15 protein-coding genes, 1 pseudogene and 2 riboswitches are annotated in these 17,600 nt (G+C 69.4%); of the genes and pseudogenes, 11 read left to right on the top strand and 5 right to left on the bottom strand.

The window, feature by feature from the left end; genetic code table 11:
* Positions 1–79 precede the first annotated feature (79 nt).
* From ACZ5XS_RS32595 to gcvT, 4 genes are all read right to left on the bottom strand, one after another.
* Positions 80–1,462, bottom strand: a complete 1,383-nt coding sequence (locus tag ACZ5XS_RS32595; protein ID WP_468657412.1) for an L-serine ammonia-lyase — start codon at positions 1,460–1,462, stop codon at positions 80–82.
* A 78-nt stretch (positions 1,463–1,540) separates the two neighbouring features.
* Positions 1,541–2,803 carry a serine hydroxymethyltransferase gene (glyA, locus tag ACZ5XS_RS32590; protein WP_468657410.1) on the bottom strand — a complete coding sequence of 421 codons (1,263 nt, stop codon included), beginning with the start codon at positions 2,801–2,803 and terminating at the stop codon, positions 1,541–1,543.
* 15 nt (positions 2,804–2,818) lie between these two features.
* Entirely contained in the window at positions 2,819–3,196 is a 378-nt protein-coding gene (gene gcvH, locus ACZ5XS_RS32585) for a glycine cleavage system protein GcvH (protein WP_468657408.1), read from the bottom strand.
* Between the two features lie 110 nt (positions 3,197–3,306).
* Positions 3,307–4,425, bottom strand: a complete 1,119-nt coding sequence (gcvT, locus tag ACZ5XS_RS32580) for a glycine cleavage system aminomethyltransferase GcvT (RefSeq protein WP_468657406.1) — start codon at positions 4,423–4,425, stop codon at positions 3,307–3,309.
* A gap of 37 nt (positions 4,426–4,462) precedes the next feature.
* A riboswitch (glycine riboswitch) is annotated at positions 4,463–4,575 on the bottom strand.
* Positions 4,576–4,675: riboswitch (glycine riboswitch) on the bottom strand.
* 173 nt (positions 4,676–4,848) lie between these two features.
* Here gcvT and ACZ5XS_RS32575 point away from each other — a divergent pair.
* The 9 genes from ACZ5XS_RS32575 to ACZ5XS_RS32535 all read left to right on the top strand — a co-directional run bounded on the left by ACZ5XS_RS32575 (position 4,849) and on the right by ACZ5XS_RS32535 (position 14,714).
* Positions 4,849–5,523: an AAA family ATPase gene (locus ACZ5XS_RS32575; RefSeq protein ID WP_468657461.1), complete on the top strand. Its 675-nt coding sequence runs from the start codon at positions 4,849–4,851 to the stop codon at positions 5,521–5,523.
* Between the two features lie 68 nt (positions 5,524–5,591).
* Positions 5,592–6,395 carry an enhanced serine sensitivity protein SseB gene (locus ACZ5XS_RS32570; protein WP_468657404.1) on the top strand — a complete coding sequence of 268 codons (804 nt, stop codon included), beginning with the start codon at positions 5,592–5,594 and terminating at the stop codon, positions 6,393–6,395.
* 149 nt (positions 6,396–6,544) lie between these two features.
* Positions 6,545–7,357: an enhanced serine sensitivity protein SseB C-terminal domain-containing protein gene (locus ACZ5XS_RS32565; protein WP_468657402.1), complete on the top strand. Its 813-nt coding sequence runs from the start codon at positions 6,545–6,547 to the stop codon at positions 7,355–7,357.
* Between the two features lie 309 nt (positions 7,358–7,666).
* Positions 7,667–8,674, top strand: a complete 1,008-nt coding sequence (locus ACZ5XS_RS32560; RefSeq protein ID WP_468657400.1) for an ABC transporter permease — start codon at positions 7,667–7,669, stop codon at positions 8,672–8,674.
* An 84-nt stretch (positions 8,675–8,758) separates the two neighbouring features.
* A complete protein-coding gene (locus ACZ5XS_RS32555) occupies positions 8,759–10,561 on the top strand; it encodes an ABC transporter substrate-binding protein (protein ID WP_468657398.1) in 1,803 nt (600 codons plus the stop codon).
* Positions 10,562–10,671: 110 nt separating this feature from the next.
* Entirely contained in the window at positions 10,672–11,670 is a 999-nt protein-coding gene (locus ACZ5XS_RS32550) for an ABC transporter permease (protein ID WP_468657396.1), read from the top strand.
* On the top strand, positions 11,667–12,764 hold the full coding sequence (locus ACZ5XS_RS32545) for an ABC transporter ATP-binding protein (RefSeq protein WP_468657394.1): 1,098 nt from the start codon (positions 11,667–11,669) through the stop codon (positions 12,762–12,764). Before ACZ5XS_RS32550 ends, ACZ5XS_RS32545 begins: the two co-directional genes overlap by 4 nt.
* A 17-nt stretch (positions 12,765–12,781) precedes the next feature.
* Positions 12,782–13,993 carry an ABC transporter ATP-binding protein gene (locus tag ACZ5XS_RS32540; RefSeq protein ID WP_468657459.1) on the top strand — a complete coding sequence of 404 codons (1,212 nt, stop codon included), beginning with the start codon at positions 12,782–12,784 and terminating at the stop codon, positions 13,991–13,993.
* Positions 13,994–14,057: 64 nt separating this feature from the next.
* On the top strand, positions 14,058–14,714 hold the full coding sequence (locus ACZ5XS_RS32535) for a trimeric intracellular cation channel family protein (protein ID WP_468657392.1): 657 nt from the start codon (positions 14,058–14,060) through the stop codon (positions 14,712–14,714).
* Here ACZ5XS_RS32535 and ACZ5XS_RS32530 read toward each other — a convergent pair.
* Positions 14,623–15,974: pseudogene (locus tag ACZ5XS_RS32530) on the bottom strand (alpha/beta hydrolase). The gene ACZ5XS_RS32535 and the pseudogene ACZ5XS_RS32530 overlap by 92 nt on opposite strands.
* Positions 15,975–16,131: 157 nt before the next feature.
* On the opposite strand from ACZ5XS_RS32530, the gene ACZ5XS_RS32525 reads away from it, so the two are divergent.
* Complete coding sequence (locus ACZ5XS_RS32525) at positions 16,132–16,983, top strand: thioesterase family protein (protein ID WP_468657390.1); 852 nt, start codon at positions 16,132–16,134, stop codon at positions 16,981–16,983.
* 327 nt (positions 16,984–17,310) lie between these two features.
* A complete protein-coding gene (locus tag ACZ5XS_RS32520) occupies positions 17,311–17,598 on the top strand; it encodes a hypothetical protein (protein WP_468657388.1) in 288 nt (95 codons plus the stop codon).
* The last annotated feature ends 2 nt before the right edge of the window (positions 17,599–17,600 follow it).

The raw sequence follows: 17,600 nt of genomic DNA, 5'->3' as shown, positions 1-17,600 counted from the left end.
GCGAAATCCCGCATTCTCGGCAGCGGGCGATCCCACCGCGACATGACCGAGGACGTCGAGAACCTTTCGGACCCCGCCCTCAGCACTCGATGATGTTCACCGCCAGCCCGCCCCGGGCCGTCTCCTTGTACTTGACGGACATGTCGGCGCCGGTGTCCTTCATCGTCTTGATGACCTTGTCCAGGGACACCTTGTGTGTGCCGTCTCCGCGCATCGCCATCCGCGCGGCCGTGACCGCCTTCACCGCGGCCATGCCGTTGCGCTCGATGCACGGGATCTGGACGAGGCCGCCGACCGGGTCGCAGGTGAGGCCGAGGTTGTGTTCCATGCCGATCTCGGCGGCGTTCTCGACCTGTTCCGGGGAGCCGCCGAGGACTTCGGCGAGCGCGCCCGCCGCCATCGAGCAGGCGGAGCCGACCTCGCCCTGGCAGCCGACCTCGGCGCCGGAGATGGAGGCGTTCTCCTTGAAGAGCATGCCGATCGCGCCGGCGGCGAGCATGAAGCGGACCACGCCGTCCTCTTTTTCTCCTTCGGAGGCTGCGCCCGCCGCGAAGTTGATGTAGTAGTGGAGCACCGCGGGGATGATGCCGGCCGCTCCGTTCGTCGGCGCGGTCACCACGCGCCCGCCCGCCGCGTTCTCCTCGTTCACCGCCATCGCGTAGAGCGTGATCCACTCCATCGCGTGCGCCAACGGGTCGCCCTCCGCCCGGAGCTGACGTGCCGACATGGCGGCCCGGCGGCGGACCTTGAGCCCGCCCGGCAGGATGCCCTCGCGGGCCATGCCGCGCGACACGCACGCCTGCATCACCCGCCAGATCTCCAGCAGCCCCGCGCGGATCTCCTCCTCCGTGCGCCAGGCCCGTTCGTTCTCCAGCATCAGCGCGGAGATCGACAGGCCGGTCTCCCGTGTCAGGCGCAGCAGCTCGTCGCCCGTGCGGAAGGGGTACTTGAGCACCGTGTCGTCGAGCTTGATGCGGTCCGCGCCCACCGCGTCCTCGTCGACGACGAAGCCGCCGCCCACCGAGTAGTACGTCTTCGTGAGCAGTTCCGCCCCCGAGGCGTCGTACGCCCACAGGGTCATGCCGTTGGCGTGGTACGGGAGGGTCTTACGGCGGTGGAGGACGAGGTCCTTGTCGAAGTCGAAGCCGATCTCGTGCTCGTCGAGCAGCCGCAGCCGGCCCGCCTCCCTGATGTCCGCCACCCGCTGGTCGGCCTTCTCCACGTCCACGGTGCGGGGCGAGTCGCCCTCCAGGCCGAGCAGCACCGCCTTGGGCGTGCCGTGGCCGTGGCCGGTCGCGCCGAGGGAGCCGTACAGCTCGGTCCGCACCGACACCACCGACTCCAGCAGGGCCTCGTTGCGCAGGCGGCGGGCGAAGATGCGGGCCGCGCGCATCGGGCCGACCGTGTGGGAGCTGGACGGGCCGATGCCGATCGAGAACAGGTCGAAGACCGAGATGGCCACGGGAACTCCTCAGTACGGGTGGTGCAGGGGGTGGGCGCCCCACACTCACGAGTGTGCGGGGCACGCCACAAAAAGGAACTACTTGTTCAGACCGGGGTACAGCGGGTGCTTGTCGGCGAGCGCCTTCACCCGGGTCTTGAGGGCTTCGACGTCGTAGGACGGCTTGAGCGCCTCGGCGATGACGTCCGCGACCTCGGTGAAGTCCTCGGCCGTGAAGCCGCGGGTGGCGAGGGCGGGCGTACCGATCCGCAGGCCGGAGGTGACCATCGGCGGGCGCGGGTCGTTCGGGACGGCGTTGCGGTTGACCGTGATGCCCACCTCGTGGAGGCGGTCCTCGGCCTGCTGCCCGTCCAGCTCGGACTCGCGCAGGTCGACCAGGATCAGGTGCACGTCGGTGCCGCCGGACAGGACGTTCACGCCGGCCTCACGGGCGTCCGGCGCGGTGAGGCGCTCGGCGAGGATCCGCGCGCCCTCGACCGTACGGCGCTGACGCTCCTTGAAGTTCTCAGAGGCGGCGACCTTGAAGGAGACCGCCTTGGCCGCGATCACGTGCTCCAGGGGACCGCCCTGGAAGCCGGGGAAGACGGACGAGTTGAGCTTCTTCGCGAAGTCCTTCCTGGCGAGGATGATGCCGCCGCGCGGGCCGCCCAGCGTCTTGTGGGTGGTGGAGGTGACGACATCGGCGTACTCGACCGGGTTCGGGTGCAGGCCCGCCGCGACCAGACCCGCGAAGTGCGCCATGTCGACCCACAGGAAGGCCTCGACCTCGTCCGCGATCCGGCGGAACTCGGCGAAGTCCAGCTGCCGCGGGTACGCCGACCAGCCCGCGATGATCACCTTCGGCCGGTGCTCCTTGGCGAGCCGCTCGACCTCGGCCATGTCGACCAGCCCGGCCTCGTCCACGTGGTAGGCGACCACGTTGAACTGCTTGCCGGAGAAGTTCAGCCGCATCCCGTGGGTGAGGTGGCCGCCGTGCGCCAGGTCGAGGCCGAGGATGGTGTCGCCGGGCTTGGCCAGCGCGAACAGGGCGGCCTGGTTGGCGGAGGCACCGGAGTGCGGCTGCACGTTGGCGTACTCGGCGCCGAACAGCTCCTTGACCCGGTCGATCGCGACCTGCTCGGCGACGTCGACGTGCTCGCAGCCGCCGTAGTAGCGGCGGCCGGGGTAGCCCTCGGCGTACTTGTTGGTCAGGACCGAGCCCTGCGCCTCCATCACCGCGAGAGGCGCGAAGTTCTCGGAGGCGATCATCTCGAGGGTGGACTGCTGGCGGCCGACCTCGGCGTCGATCGCGGCGGCGATCTCCGGGTCGAGCTCGTGCAGGGGCGTGTTCAGAACGGACATCGGGTGTACGACTCCTCAGCCGGCGGAAAAGGCGGTGTACTCGTCGGCGGAGAGCAGGTCGCCCGGCTCCTCGGCGACGCGCACCTTGAACAGCCAGCCGCCCTCGAAGGGCGCGGAGTTCACCAGGGACGGGTCGTTGACGACGTCCTCGTTGACCTCGGTGACCTCGCCGTTGACCGGGGAGTACAGGTCGCTGACCGACTTGGTCGACTCCAGCTCGCCGCAGGTCTCGCCCGCGGTCACCGAGGCACCGACCTCCGGGAGCTGGACGAAGACGACGTCACCGAGCGCGTTGGCCGCGTGCTCCGTGATGCCGACCGTCGAGACGCCGTCCGCGGCGGCCGACAGCCACTCGTGCTCCTTGCTGTAGCGCAGCGCTTGGGGGTTGCTCATGGCCTGAATTCTCCTGTACGCGGGGGAGTGCTGGTGAATGGGAGACTGCTGGAAACGCACGTGAGCAGCGGAAATGTGCGCAGGGTCACGCGCACGAACCGCTCAAGTGTCTACTTCTGGCGCTTGTAGAACGGCAGCGCCACGACCTCGTACGGCTCGTGGCTGCCCCGGATGTCCACGCCGACACCCGGCGTGCCCGGCGCCGCGTGCGCGGCGTCGACGTACGCCATCGCGATCGGCCTGCCCAGCGTGGGGGAGGGCGCGCCGGAGGTGACCTCGCCGATCACCTCGCCGCCGGCGACGACCGCGTACCCGGCGCGCGGGACGCGACGCCCCTCGGCGACCAGGCCGACGAGGACGCGCGGAGGGTTCGCCTGTGCACGGGCGGCCGCCTCGGCCAGCGCCTCGCGGCCCACGAAGTCGCCCTCCTTCCCGAACTTCACCACCCGGCCGAGCCCGGCGTCGAACGGAGTCAACGACAGCGACAGCTCGTGCCCGTACAGCGGCATGCCCGCCTCCAGGCGCAGCGTGTCCCGGCAGGACAGGCCGCAGGGGACCAGGCCGACGCCCTCGCCCGCCTTGGTCAGGGCCTGCCACAGCTCCACGGCGTGCTCCGGCTTCACGAACAGCTCGAAGCCGTCCTCGCCGGTGTAGCCGGTGCGGGCGATGAGCGCGGGGACGCCGGCGACGGTGCCGGGCAGGCCGGCGTAGTACTTGAGGCCGTCGACGTCGGCGTCGGTGAGCGACTTGAGGATGCCGGGGGACTCGGGCCCCTGGACGGCGATCAGCGCGTAGCGATCGCGGTCGTCGCGGACCTCGACCTCGAACTCCTCAGCGAGGTTGCCGAGCTCGTTCACGACGTTCTGGGCGTTGGAGGCATTGGCGACGATCATGTACTCGTCTTCGGCCAGCCGGTACACGATCAGGTCGTCGAGGATTCCGCCGTTCTCGACGCAGATCATCGTGTAGCGGGCGCGGCCCACCTTCACGGCCGCGATGTCGCCGACCAGTGCGTGGTTCAGGAACTGCGCGGCCTGCGGCCCGGTGACCGTGATCTCGCCCATGTGCGAGAGGTCGAAGAGACCGGCCCGGGTGCGCACGGCCTGGTGCTCGTCGCGTTCGGAGCCGTAGCGCAGGGGCATGTCCCAGCCGGCGAAGTCGGTCATCGTGGCGCCGAGCGCGCGATGCAGGGCATCGAGCGCGGTGTGACGGGGTGCGGTGCTGCTCATCGGACGGTCGTCTCCCAAGGCATGACGGCGAGGTCGTTCCTCCCCATCTGTCATCGGAACCTGAGAGGTTCGACGTGACCCCGCGAACGGTGGTCACGACTTGCACCTTGGGTGGAGCCACTGTGGCAGCGGCCCGCTTTTCAGATGTGCCTCGCCCGCGCGGTAACGGGGACCTGAGAGATTCAAGGGAGGGACTTGCTCCTTCGGCGCCCCAGCGACGTACGGCTGGGGACTCTCCCGCGCGGATTCAAACGGCCGGTATGCAGTTGGCGCGCACATCATCGCACGCATCTTCGGTGCGCGGCAGGCCGCATCTGTAACCGGCCTGTGGCAGTAAGCGCATGAAAACAGGAGACGCCGCGTATTACCTTCTCTTTACACTCGACGGGGAGGGGAACTCGTGACCCGCCCCAGGGGAGGACGATCACGGTGAACAGGACCACGGCGTACGCCACGACCTCGGCCGTCGCGCTGCCCGAGCAGCCCGCGGCCAAGGCCCGTCAGGCGTGCGGAACGCGCCCCGGACCCGTCCTCCGCGACCTGCGCGAGCGCGCGGGCCACAGCCCGCACGCACTGCTCTTCGGACCCCGCGACCTCGTCGTGATCACCGGCCTGCCGGGCAGCGGCAAGTCCACGCTGATGCGGCGCACGGTCAAGGGCGTGCGGATCGACTCCCAGGACACCCGCGACCACTGGGACGGCCGGCTGTCCCGCTTCCTGCCGTACGGGGTCTACCGCCCGCTCGTCCGCCTCGCCCACTACGCGGGGCTGCGCCGCGCCCTGCGCTCCGGCGGAGGCGTCGTCGTGCACGACTGCGGTACGCAGGCCTGGGTGCGCGGCTGGCTGGCCCGCGAGGCCCGCCGCCGCGGCGGCATCCTGCACCTGCTGCTGCTCGACGTCCCCCCGGACACGGCCCTGGCCGGCCAGCGCGAGCGCGGCCGCGGAGTCTCGCGGTACGCGTTCCTGCGCCACCGCGGCGCGGCCTCCCGTCTGATCAGCTCCGTGGAGAAGGGCGATCTGCCCCAGGGCTGCGACTCGGCGGTCCTGATCGACCGGGACGCGGCGAACGTCCTGCGCCGGATCGGCTTCACGGGCTGACCCCCACCGGTCCGTACCCGCTAGCCTTTCAGCCACAGCAGCGGTACTCGGCAGGCGGTAGGCAGCAGATGGACTTCCCGGCGGATCTCCCAGCGGGCTTCTCGGAGTTCCCGGCACAGGCACACCCCCCTTCGCACGGCGGATGGCCCGGCAACGAGTTGGAGGAGGTGCTCTCCGCCTCCCTCGGCATCCCCGGAGCCGGCGGGCGGATCATCGAGGTGCTCGGCCGCAGCTTCGTGTGGGTGCCGCTGCCAGGCGGCGGCGGCCCGCACAGCGGTCCGCTCGACCTCCCCACCCTGGAGATCGACGGCCAGGCCTACGTGCCGGTCTTCAGCTCCGAGGAGCAGTTCCGCCAGGTCGTCGGCTCGCACCTGTCGTACACCATCGCGCCCGCGGTGGAGTTCGCCCGCGGCCTGCCCCCGCAGATCGGCATCGCCGTGAACCCGGACGGCACGGTCGGCGTCCCGCTGCCCCCGGCCGCCGTGGCCGACCTGTGCCGCTCCGGCCGCACCCCGCTGTACGGCCCGGCGAGCGGCGGACGCGTCAAGCTCTACGAGCCGGACTGGCAGAACGACCCCGTCGACTTCCTCGCCGCCGCCTCGGCCGAGTTCGCGTCGACAGGCGTCATCCTCACGGCCCGCCGCTGCCTGGCGGCGATCGAGACCGCGGACCCGGTGATGTTCGTGGGCGTGGAGCTCTCCCACGGGGAGGCCCCCGACCTGCGTACGGTCCCCATGGACGCCCTGGCGAGGGCCCTGGGCCGCGCCCCGGCCCCCTGGCCGGTCAACCTGGTCCTCCTGGACGTGGCGGACGACCCGGTGGGCCACTGGATGCGCGAGCAGGTCCGGCCCTTCTATCAGTACGGCTACTGAGGTATTTCAAGGGCTCGGGAACCGCACGACCGGCCCCCACCACCTGCACCGGCCGACGGCGAACAAGTCCCGAGCTCCTGGGCGGCTGCTGTCGGCGCCGCCACATAAGCTGGTTTCATATCGAGGAACTTCACGAAGGGGCGGTACAGGTGAGCGCCAGCGGCATCGCGGCCGGTCAGGTCGAGCACATGCTGCGCCAGGTGACGCCCGGGCGCTACGACGCCTACGAGGCACTCCTGCGCGCGCTCGCGACCCCCTCCTCCGGCCAGATCTGGATGCTCCTGTGGCACGGCCAGGCAGGCTCCCCCGACGCCCAGTACGGAAACATGGAGGTCGACGGCTACGGCTACGCCCCGTGCGTCACCTCGGCCCAGGAACTCTCGGCCAGCGGCTGGAACCGCTCCTACGAGGTCGTCGACGGAATCGACGTCGCCCGCACCCTCTACCCGGACCACTACGGCCTGTGGCTGAACCCGCACGCCCCCGGTGGTGGCGTCGGCATCCCGTGGCTCGATCTGCGCCGCATCGCCACCGGCCTGGAGCGCCAGCCCGCCGGTCCGCTCCGGCTGTCCGAGCCCGGTATCGAAATCCCGCAGTTCTACGCCCTGATGGCGCAGAACGCCCACCGCACCCCGGCCGTCCGCTCCCTGCGCCGGGCCTGGGTGCAACCCGCGCTCGGGGCGCCGTATCTGGCCATCGGTCTCGACGTGTACGACACCAGTCCGCCGGCCGTCGACTCGGTGCGCGCGATGATGCAGCAGTCGATCGGAGCGGTCCCGGACGGGCTGCCGGTGTCGACCGTGGCGATGTCCGACGAGTACGACCCGGTGGCGCTGTGGATGCGGGCGAGCGCCCGCCCGTTCTACGACCGTGAGGCCCATGCGGCGCCCGCCCCGGCCCCCTCCTCGGTCCAGGCTCCGGCGGCCGGATACGGCTATCCGCCGGCTCGCGGCGGATACTGACCGAACGACTGCCCGGCCCTGAGAGCCCGGCACATCTTCGCGCGTAGAACAGGGTGGATCGTCCGTATTCGCCGCGAATGTCCCAACTGGTCTGCGTCCGCCCCGCGTTACCCGGCGTCCGGATAACGGAACCCTCCAGCCCGCATCACGTTTATGCATCCTTTCACCGCCAAGTCTGGCAACAGATCGCCAAAGCGTTGAAGACTCCGGCACCAGGGACCTTTCGTCCCTGTGTACGACGGACTGATCAATGCCGCCACAGCGGCAAGTGCGGGCCGGCTACCGCCGGTTGAGAGGGGTCCCTGCCAGATGACGGCACCATTGCACGAGCCGACCGCGGAAGCGGCCCCGAGTGCGGCCGAAGAAGCGGCGCTGGTCAGCGCCGATGCCAAGGCCGTTCAGGGACGCTCCCTGGGCCGGATCGCCTGGGAGCGCCTCAAGCGGGACAAGCTCGCCCTGACGGGTGGCGTCGTGGTTCTCTTCCTCGTGCTGCTCGCGCTGCTCGCCCCGGTCATCACCGGGATCCTCGGGCAGGACCCGAACGAGTACCACGAGAACCTCATCGACCCGCTGTTCGGTACGCCTACGGGCTCTCTGGGCGGCATCAGCGGCGAACACCTGCTCGGCGTCGAGCCGGTCAACGGCCGCGACATCCTCGCCCGCATCCTCTACGGCGCCCGGATCTCGCTGCTGGTCGGCTTCCTGTCCGCGCTGGTGGCCGTGATCCTCGGAACGGTGCTGGGCATCCTCGCCGGCTTCTTCGGCGGCTGGGTCGACTCCGTGATCAGCCGGGTGATGGACGGTCTGCTCGCCTTCCCGCAGCTGCTGTTCATCATCGCGCTGGTCTCCGTCATGCCGAACGACATGCTGGGGCTGACCGGTTCGAGCGTGCGTGTCTTCGTGATGATCCTCGTCATCGGTTTCTTCGGCTGGCCCTACATCGGACGCGTCGTGCGCGGCCAGACGCTCTCGCTGCGTGAGCGCGAGTACGTCGAGGCGGCCCGATCGCTGGGCGCGGGGCGGCTGTACATCCTGTTCAAGGAGTTGCTGCCGAACCTCGTCGCCCCGATCGTCGTGTACACGACGATGATGATCCCCACCAACATCCTCACCGAGGCGGCGCTCAGCTTCCTGGGCGTGGGCGTCAAGCCGCCCACGGCCTCGTGGGGGCAGATGCTCTCGAGTGCGATCGACTACTACGAGTCGGACCCCATGTACATGGTGGTCCCAGGCGTGGCGATCTTCATCACCGTGCTGGCCTTCAACCTCTTCGGCGACGGCGTCCGGGACGCGCTGGACCCGAAGGCTTCCCGTTGAACCGCTGACCGTCCAAGCGCGGCACCCCAACTGTCCCGTGGCACTCACACGGGGTCTCTCATCAAATCCGGAGGATCCGAGATCGTGACTACCCAACGCACCTCAGGGCGGCGGAAGCAGGCGTTTGCCGCTGTCGCCGCGGTCGCCGCGCTGCTGACCACGGCGGCGTGCGGCGGCGGCGGTGGAGACGACGGCGACAAGGGCTCGAGCACCGGCGCCGCCGGCTTCGACGCCGCGAACAACAAGGTCGCCCAGGCCTCCGCCGCCAAGAAGGGCGGCACTCTGAAGTTCGGTGGTGCCCAGGACGCCGACTCGTGGGACACCACGCGCGGTTACTACGGCATGATGTGGAACTTCGCCCGCTACTACAGCCGCCAGCTCGTCACGAACAAGGCGGAGCCGGGCGCGGCCGGTGCCGAGATCACTCCGGACCTCGCCACCTCGACCGCCAAGGTCACGGACGACGGCAAGACCTACACGTACACGCTGCGCGACGGCAGTACGTGGGAGGACGGCAAGCCGATCACCTCGAAGGACGTCAAGTACGGCATCGAGCGTGTGTGGGCGCAGGACGTGCTGTCCGGCGGTCCGACGTACCTGAAGGACGTGCTCGACCCCAAGGGCGAGTACAAGGGCCCGTACAAGGACACCTCCGCCGACAAGCTCGGTCTGAAGGCCATCGAGACGCCGGACGACAAGACCATCGTCTTCAAGCTGCCGCAGGCCAACTCGGACTTCGAGGAGATGCTGGCCCTGGTCTCGGCCTCGCCGGTCCGCCAGGACAAGGACACCAAGGGCAAGTACGGCCTGCACCCGTTCTCCTCCGGCCCGTACAAGTTCCAGTCCTACAACCCGGGCAAGGACCTCACCCTGGTCCGCAACACCGAGTGGAAGCAGGCCTCGGACCCCATCCGCAAGGCCTACCCGGACAAGATCACCATCCAGTTCTTCTCGGACGCCAACCAGCTGGACCAGCGCCTGCTCAACGGTGACCTGGACCTCGACCTGAACCAGACCGGCATGTCGCCGCAGGGCCGCACCACCGCCCTCAAGCAGCACAAGGCCAACCTGGACAACCCGGTCTCCGGCTACATCCGTTACGCGGTCTTCCCGCAGAGCGTGAAGCCGTTCGACAAGATCGAGTGCCGCAAGGCCGTCATCTACGGTGCCGACCACGTGTCGCTGCAGACCGCTCGCGGTGGCCCGATCGCCGGTGGTGACATCGGCACCAACATGCTGCCGCCGTCCGTCCCGGGTTCCGAGGGCCAGAAGTACGACCCGTACGAGCTCGCCGGTGCCAACAAGGACGGCAACATCGCCAAGGCCAAGGAAGAGCTGAAGGCCTGCGGTCAGCCGAACGGCTTCAAGACCACCATCGCCGTCCGCAACAACAAGCCGGTCGAGGTGGCCACCGCCCAGTCGCTGCAGGCGTCGCTGAAGAAGATCGGCATCACCGCCGAGATCGACCAGTACGACGGCTCGCAGACCGCCGGCATCATCGGCAGCCCGGCGAACGTGAAGAAGAAGAACTACGGCATCATCATCATGGGCTGGGGTCCGGACTTCCCGTCCGTCCAGGGCTTCGGTCTGCCGCTGTGGAGCAGCAAGTACATCCAGGAGAGCGGTAACAACAACTACGCGCTCATCGACGACAAGACGATCGACGGTCTGTTCGACTCGTACGTCACGACCCTGGACGACGCCGGCAAGGAAAAGATCGCCACGGAGATCAACCACAAGGTGATGGAGGGCGCGTACTACCTGCCCTTCGTCTACGAGAAGTTCATCAACTGGCGCTCGAGCAACCTGGCGAACGTCTACACGACCGACGGATACAGCGGTCAGTACGACTTCGTCAACCTCGGTCTGAAGAACCCGAAGAAGTAATCCCGGCACACCCGCCGAACGGCACGAAAGGCAGGTGAAGGCCGGCGCAGCGTGATCGCGGGCCACCGGAAGACCTCCGGTGGCCCGCGGTCCGCGGCGGGCCGAGAGCTGTGCTCGCTTACCTCATCAGGCGGTTGTTCGCCGCCGCAGTGATGCTCGTGGTCATCATCATGGTGGTCTTCGGCATCTTCTTCCTCGTCCCGAAGTGGGCGGGCGTAGACATCGCCTTGAGCTTCGTGGGCAAGCAGGCCGACCCTGCCGCCGTCGAGGGCGTGCGCGAGAAGCTCGGCCTGGGCGATCCGATCTACGCCCAGGTCTGGGAGTTCTTCAAGGGCATCTTCGCCGGCCGCACCTACACGGGCGGCGGCGACACGATCCACTGCTCCGCACCGTGCTTCGGCTACTCCTTCCGCAGCGAGCAGGCCGTCTGGCCGGTGCTCACCGACCGATTCCCGGTGACCCTGGGTCTCGCGCTCGGTGCGGCCGTGCTGTGGCTGGTCTTCGGTGTCGCGGCGGGTGTGCTCTCCGCGCTCAAGCGGGGCACCCTGTGGGACCGCGGTGCGATGGTCGTCGCCCTCGCGGGTGTCTCCCTCCCCATCTACTTCACCGGCATGCTCAGCCTGGCGATCTTCGCCTTCGGGCTGAAATGGATCGACGCGCAGTACGTGCCCCTGGAGGAGAGCTTCGGCGGCTGGTTCGGCGGCATGATCCTGCCGTGGATCACCCTGGCGTTCCTCTACGCGGCGATGTACGCCCGGATCACCCGCGCCACCATGATGGAGATCCTGGGCGAGGACTACATCCGCACCGCCCGCGCCAAGGGCCTCAAGGAACAGACCGTCATCGGCAAGCACGCCATGCGCTCGACGATGACGCCGATCCTGACCATGCTCGGGATGGACCTCGGGGCCCTGATCGGTGGCGCGATCCTGACCGAGTCCACGTTCAACCTGCCCGGCCTCGGCCGGGCCGTACTGGACGCCATCCGCAACCAGGACCTGCCCATCATCGTGGGCGTCACCCTGATCACATCCCTCGCGGTGCTCGTCGCCAACCTCGTGGTGGACATCCTGTACGCCGTGATCGACCCCCGAGTGAGGCTCACATGACCGAACTCAGCAAGAGCGGAGCGGCCGTGGGCGAGCCCACCGGTTCCTCGCCCGCCCCGACCTCCTTCCTGGAAGTGCGCGACCTGAAGGTGCACTTCCCGACCGACGACGGCCTGGTCAAGTCCGTCGACGGGCTCAGCTTCCAGCTGGAGAAGGGCAAGACCCTCGGCATCGTGGGCGAGTCCGGCTCCGGCAAGTCGGTGACCTCGCTCGGCATCATGGGCCTGCACACCGCCGGCCAGTACGGCAAGCGCAAGGCCCAGATCTCCGGCGAGATCTGGCTGGACGGGACCGAACTCCTGTCCGCCGACCCGGACTACGTGCGCAAGCTGCGCGGCCGCGAGATGGCGATGATCTTCCAGGATCCGCTGTCGGCGCTGCACCCGTACTACACGATCGGCCAGCAGATCGTGGAGGCGTACCGGATCCACCACGACGTCGACAAGAAGACCGCCAAGCGTCGCGCGGTCGAGATGCTCGACCGGGTGGGCATCCCGCAGCCGGACAAGCGGGTCGACAGCTACGCGCACGAGTTCTCCGGCGGTATGCGCCAGCGCGCGATGATCGCGATGTCGCTGGTCAACAACCCCGAGCTGCTGATCGCGGACGAGCCGACGACCGCTCTGGACGTGACCGTCCAGGCGCAGATCCTCGACCTGATCCGGGATCTGCAGAAGGAGTTCGGCTCCGCGGTCATCGTCATCACCCACGACCTGGGCGTCGTCGCCGAACTGGCCGACGACATCCTGGTGATGTACGGCGGCCGCTGCGTCGAGCGGGGCCCGGCCGACAAGGTGTTCTACGAGCCCCGGCATCCCTACACCTGGGGTCTGCTCGGCTCGATGCCGCGCCTGGACCGTGAGCAGCAGGAGCGTCTGATCCCGGTCAAGGGCTCCCCGCCCTCGCTGATCAACATCCCGTCGGGCTGCGCCTTCAACCCGCGCTGCCCGTACGCGGACCTCCCGAAGGACAACGTCACCCGCACCGTCCGCCCCGAGCTCGCCGAAGTGGGCAGCCGGCACTGGGCCGCCTGCCACCTGGGCACGGAGCAGCGGGAGCGTATCTGGACCGAAGAGATTGCGCCGAAGCTGTGAGTGACGACGAGAAAGCGGTGACCATTCCCGCGCAGGGCGGTGCGCCTCAGGAGGAGGGCGCCGCGACCCTCACGAAGGACCCCGCCCCCGGCGAGGTCCTGCTGAAGGTGACCGGGCTGAAGAAGCACTTCCCGATCAAGAAGGGTCTGCTCCAGCGGCAGGTCGGCGCGGTGCACGCGGTCGACGGCATCGACTTCGAGGTCCGCTCCGGCGAGACGCTCGGCGTCGTGGGCGAGTCCGGCTGCGGAAAGTCCACGATGGGCCGGCTGATCACCCGGCTGCTCGAACCGACCGCGGGCAAGGTCGAGTTCGAGGGCAAGGACATCACGCACCTCGGGGTGAGCGGCATGCGCCCGCTGCGCCGCGACGTGCAGATGATCTTCCAGGACCCGTACTCTTCGCTGAACCCGCGCCACACCATCGGCACGATCGTCGGCGCTCCCTTCAAGCTGCAGGGCGTCGAGCCCGAGGGCGGCATCAAGAAGGAGGTGCAGCGGCTGCTGTCGGTCGTGGGCCTCAACCCCGAGCACTACAACCGCTACCCGCACGAGTTCTCCGGCGGCCAGCGCCAGCGCATCGGCATCGCCCGCGCGCTCGCGCTGAACCCGAAGCTGGTCGTGGCGGACGAGCCGGTCTCGGCTCTGGACGTGTCGATCCAGGCGCAGGTCGTGAACCTCCTGGACGACCTCCAGCAGGAGCTGGGCCTGACGTACGTGATCATCGCGCACGACCTGTCCGTCGTACGCCATGTCTCGGACCGTATCGCCGTGATGTATCTCGGCAAGATCGTGGAGCTCGCCGACCGCGACGCGCTGTACCGGGCGCCGATGCACCCGTACACCAAGGCGCTCATGTCGGCGGTGCCGATCCCGGACCCGCGCCGCAAGTCGGCCAAGAGCGAGCGCATCCTGCTCAAGGGCGACGTGCCCTCGCCGATCTCGCCGCCGAGCGGCTGCCGTTTCCACACCCGGTGCTGGAAGGCGACGGAGATCTGCAGGACGACCGAGCCGCCGCTCGCGGAGCTGAAGCCCGGCCAGCAGGTCGCCTGTCACCACCCGGAGAACTTCGAGGACCAGGCCCCGCAGGACACCGTGCTGCTCACGGTGGCCAAGGAGGCGGCCGAACTGGTCGCGGACGAGGTGCTGGCGGAGTCGGCGGAGACGTCGGCCGCGGTGGCGGCGGAGGTCGCCAAGGAGACCGACGTCACCAAGGACACCAACGGCAAGTAGCCCGTAACCGAGCCCCCGCCTTCCATCGCAAGGCGGGGGCTCAGTTATGCGTAAGAATGGAAGGGTGCTTCAGCAACTGTTCAGCCCGTCCGTTCAGCACACGCTCGACCTGATCGGCATCTTCGTCTTCGCGATCTCCGGCGCCCTGCTGGCCGTGCGCAAGAACTTCGACGTCTTCGGCATCGCCGTCCTCGCCGAGGTCACCGCGCTGGGCGGCGGGCTGTTCCGCGACCTGATCATCGGGGCCGTACCGCCCGCCGCCTTCACCGACCTCGGGTACTTCGTCACCCCGCTGCTGGCCGCCCTCCTGGTCTTCTTCCTGCACCCGCACGTGGAGCGCATCCAGTCCGGCGTGAACGTCTTCGACGCGGCCGGCCTCGGCCTGTTCTGCGTCGCCGGCACGACGAAGGCGTACGAGTACGGGCTCGGCCTGACCCAGTCGGCGGCCCTCGGGCTCGCCACCGCGGTCGGCGGCGGTGTGCTGCGGGACGTGCTCGCCAATGAGGTGCCCTCGCTGCTGCGCTGGGACCGCGACCTGTACGCCGTCCCGGCGATGGTCGGCGCCACCCTGGTCGTCCTGTGCATCCACTACGACGTCCTCAACCCGCTCACCAGCACGCTCGCGGTCGTCACCGCCTTCGTGCTGCGGCTGCTCGCCATGCGGTTCCACTGGCGAGCGCCGCGTGCGTGGAACCGCCGGTCGACCGTACGGGAGGATTGACTTGCTCCTCGGGCCGAAGCTCGAGGATTCCGGCCTTCTCGTCCGTTGCTGTGCCGCTACGCGGCACGGCCGGATCGGGCCCCTGACGCTCCGCGTCACAATGACAGACTCGCTTCACCCGGCCTGAAGGCTCCGGCGCTGCGAATGAATCCCGGCACCGGCTCCGAAGCCCAGTTGTTCGGTCAGCCAGCGGAAGGCGGGCACCACCTGCGGCCGCCACAGCGCCATGGTGTGGCCGCCCGCGCTCTTCGGGATGTAGACGACGTGCACGGTCGTCGGCGCCTTCGCGATCTGCGCGAGGGCCACCGCATCCTCGTAGCCGTCGTGCGGCTGCCCGGAGAGATAGAGCGCGATCGCGGGAGGGGTGCGGGCCTCGCGCAGCACCAGGTAGGGGTTGTTCGCGTCGCGCAGGACGGGGTTCTGGGCGGCCAGCGAGCCGCGTTCGCCGATCGGGTCGTTGTAGCCGGACAGGCTGACCGCGGCCCGGTAGCGGTCGGGGTGCGCGACGGCGAGCTTCGCCGCGCAGTGCGCGCCCGCCGAGTACCCGGCCACCGCCCAGCCCGCGGGGGCGGACTGGGTACGGAAGTTGTCCATGACCATTCTCGGCACGTCCACGCTGAGCCAGCTGTCCGCGTTCACCGTGCCGGGGATGTTGGCGCAGCCCGGGTCCACGCCGGCCAGCAGGTTGGTGCGCGGGGCGACCAGGATGAACGGCGCCACCTCGCCGTGGCGCATCAGCGGCAGCAGCTGTTCGTCGGCGTGCAGGGACCCGAACCAGGCCTTCGCCGAGCCGGGATAGCCCGACAGCAGCTCGACGACCGGGAATCTGTGGTGCCGGTAGGCGGGTTCGCCGTACTGCGGCGGCAGCCAGACGTAGACCTCGGCGTTCACGCCCGACACCCGGCCCTTGAGCTGCGTCACGCGTACGCCGCCGGCCGGTGTGAACGTCTGGCGGACCCTGGGCAGCCGCTGCAGCGCGATCCCGCCGGTGCCGTCGGCGCCCAGGTCGACGGCCTGCTGGACGTGGTCGCCGGTGCCGAGGAGGTCGGCCCAGTTGTCGTAGAGGTTGTTCTGGTTGTTGACCAGCGTGAAGACCAGGGCGACCGCCGTGCCCTGCGCGAACAGCAGCATCAGCACCCGGGCCGAGACGCGCAGGGCCCGGGGTCCCCGCATCCGTGACCACAGGACGAGCGGCAGCGCGAGGGCGGCGACGGCCATCGCGATCAGGGTGTAGAGGAACGAAGTCCCGGTGAGGCTCATGTCTGAGGAGAGGGCCCGCCGAGGGTCCGGGTTGACGGATGTGTGGTGACACTTACCGAAAAATTTCCCTCGCCTCACCTGAGGCGCCGCGATCGACGTCATACCGCCGTAACAGCCAAAGCTACCGCTTAGTAATCACCTGTTGTACCGTTCAGGCATGCCAGAGACAGCTACCGTGCGCGCCGTCATCGGCGACAGCGAGTTCGACCGGGACACCGCGGTCACCCTGCGCGAACCCGGGGTCTACGACATCGACCTCTCCGCCGGCTGGACGATCATCAGCGCCGTCAACGGCGGCTACCTGCTCGCCGTCCTGGGCCGCGCGCTCGCCGACGCCCTGCCGCACGCCGACCCGTTCACCATCTCGGCGCACTACCTGACCGCGTCCCAGCCGGGCCCGGCGGTCGTCCGCACGGACGTCGTCCGCACCGGCCGCACGCTGTCGACCGGTCAGGCCTCCCTCTTCCAGTACGACGACCAGGGCCGCGAGGTCGAACGCATCCGTGTCCTCGCCTCCTACGGCGACCTGGACTCGCTGCCGGACGACGTCCGCACCGCGGCCGAGCCACCCGCCTTCCCGCCCCTGGACCAGTGCTTCGGACCGGAGGACGGCCCCGCCCCCGTCGACGGCAGCTCGGCGATCGCCGACCGGCTGATGCTGAAGCTCGACCCGTCGACGCTGGGCTGGGCGCTCGGAGCGCCCTCCGGCAAGGGGGAGATGCGGGCCTGGTTCGGGCTCGCCGACGGCCGTGACGCCGACCCCTTCTCGCTGCTCCTCGCGGTCGACGCGCTGCCGCCGACCGCCTTCGAGATCGGCCTGTCGGGCTGGGTGCCCACGGTCGAACTGACGGTCCACATCCGGTGCCGCCCGGCCCCGGGCCCGCTGCGCGTCTCGATCACCACCCGCAACCTCGCCGGCGGATTCCTGGAGGAGGACGCCGAGGTCTGGGACAGCGCCGACCGGCTGGTCGCGCAGTCGCGGCAGCTGGCCAGGGCCAGGCTCGGCTGAGGGGTCCGGTCCGGCAGGCCGAACGCTCCACGTGCGCGGGCCGTACGGTCGGCGAGGCCCGCCAACTGCTTCGGTTCGCCCACCGGGTGGAGGTCCTTTCCCCGCCAGAAGCGTACGAGGAAACCGGCATGCGCGGCCGCCTCTGTCACGGACCTGTACCAGCGAGCAGGTGACGGGCCGGGAGAGAAACCCCAGGTCACACGCGTCTCGTTGGCCGCGCTTCGCCTTACGCACAGGCCGGGGACAGGGCGGGCCCAACGAAGCCCCAGGAGACGTTGGTTGAGTGCCCGCCTCAGGACTCCCTCATCCTTCCTGGAGTTGTTCCTCATGAAGCGTGTGCGTCTCGCTCCCGCCGTCGCCCTGCTGGCGCTCTCGCCCCTCGCCCTCGTGGCCTGCGGTGCGGGCGACTCCTCGTCCTCGAACAGTGGCAACTCCGGGCAGCAGAGCTGTCAGCCACCGTCCGCCAAGCTGTCCGGCACCCCCTCCGGCATGCCGAGCGGCGGGCCTTCCGGCGGAACCGGCGGGCAGGGCGGCCCCGGCGGGGGTCAGGGCGGTGGCTGTGGTGGTCCGGGTGGTGGCGGTGGCGCACTGCCGAGCGGCAGCCCGAGCCAGTAGGC

This window comes from Streptomyces sp. NPDC033131, from assembly GCF_055578365.1.
Note: the sequence above shows the minus strand (reverse complement) of the source record. Positions and strands in the feature narration are given on the sequence as shown.

Excerpts from the sequence above, each read along its gene's own strand:
- gcvH (WP_468657408.1), bottom strand. The coding sequence starts at position 3,196 with ATGAGCAACCCCCAAGCGCTGCGCTACAGCAAGGAGCACGAGTGGCTG.
- ACZ5XS_RS32525 (WP_468657390.1), top strand. The coding sequence starts at position 16,132 with ATGCCAGAGACAGCTACCGTGCGCGCCGTCATCGGCGACAGCGAGTTC.
- gcvT (WP_468657406.1), bottom strand. The coding sequence starts at position 4,425 with ATGAGCAGCACCGCACCCCGTCACACCGCGCTCGATGCCCTGCATCGC.
- ACZ5XS_RS32520 (WP_468657388.1), top strand. The coding sequence starts at position 17,311 with ATGAAGCGTGTGCGTCTCGCTCCCGCCGTCGCCCTGCTGGCGCTCTCG.
- glyA (WP_468657410.1), bottom strand. The coding sequence starts at position 2,803 with ATGTCCGTTCTGAACACGCCCCTGCACGAGCTCGACCCGGAGATCGCC.
- ACZ5XS_RS32570 (WP_468657404.1), top strand. The coding sequence starts at position 5,592 with ATGGACTTCCCGGCGGATCTCCCAGCGGGCTTCTCGGAGTTCCCGGCA.
- ACZ5XS_RS32545 (WP_468657394.1), top strand. The coding sequence starts at position 11,667 with ATGACCGAACTCAGCAAGAGCGGAGCGGCCGTGGGCGAGCCCACCGGT.
- ACZ5XS_RS32560 (WP_468657400.1), top strand. The coding sequence starts at position 7,667 with ATGACGGCACCATTGCACGAGCCGACCGCGGAAGCGGCCCCGAGTGCG.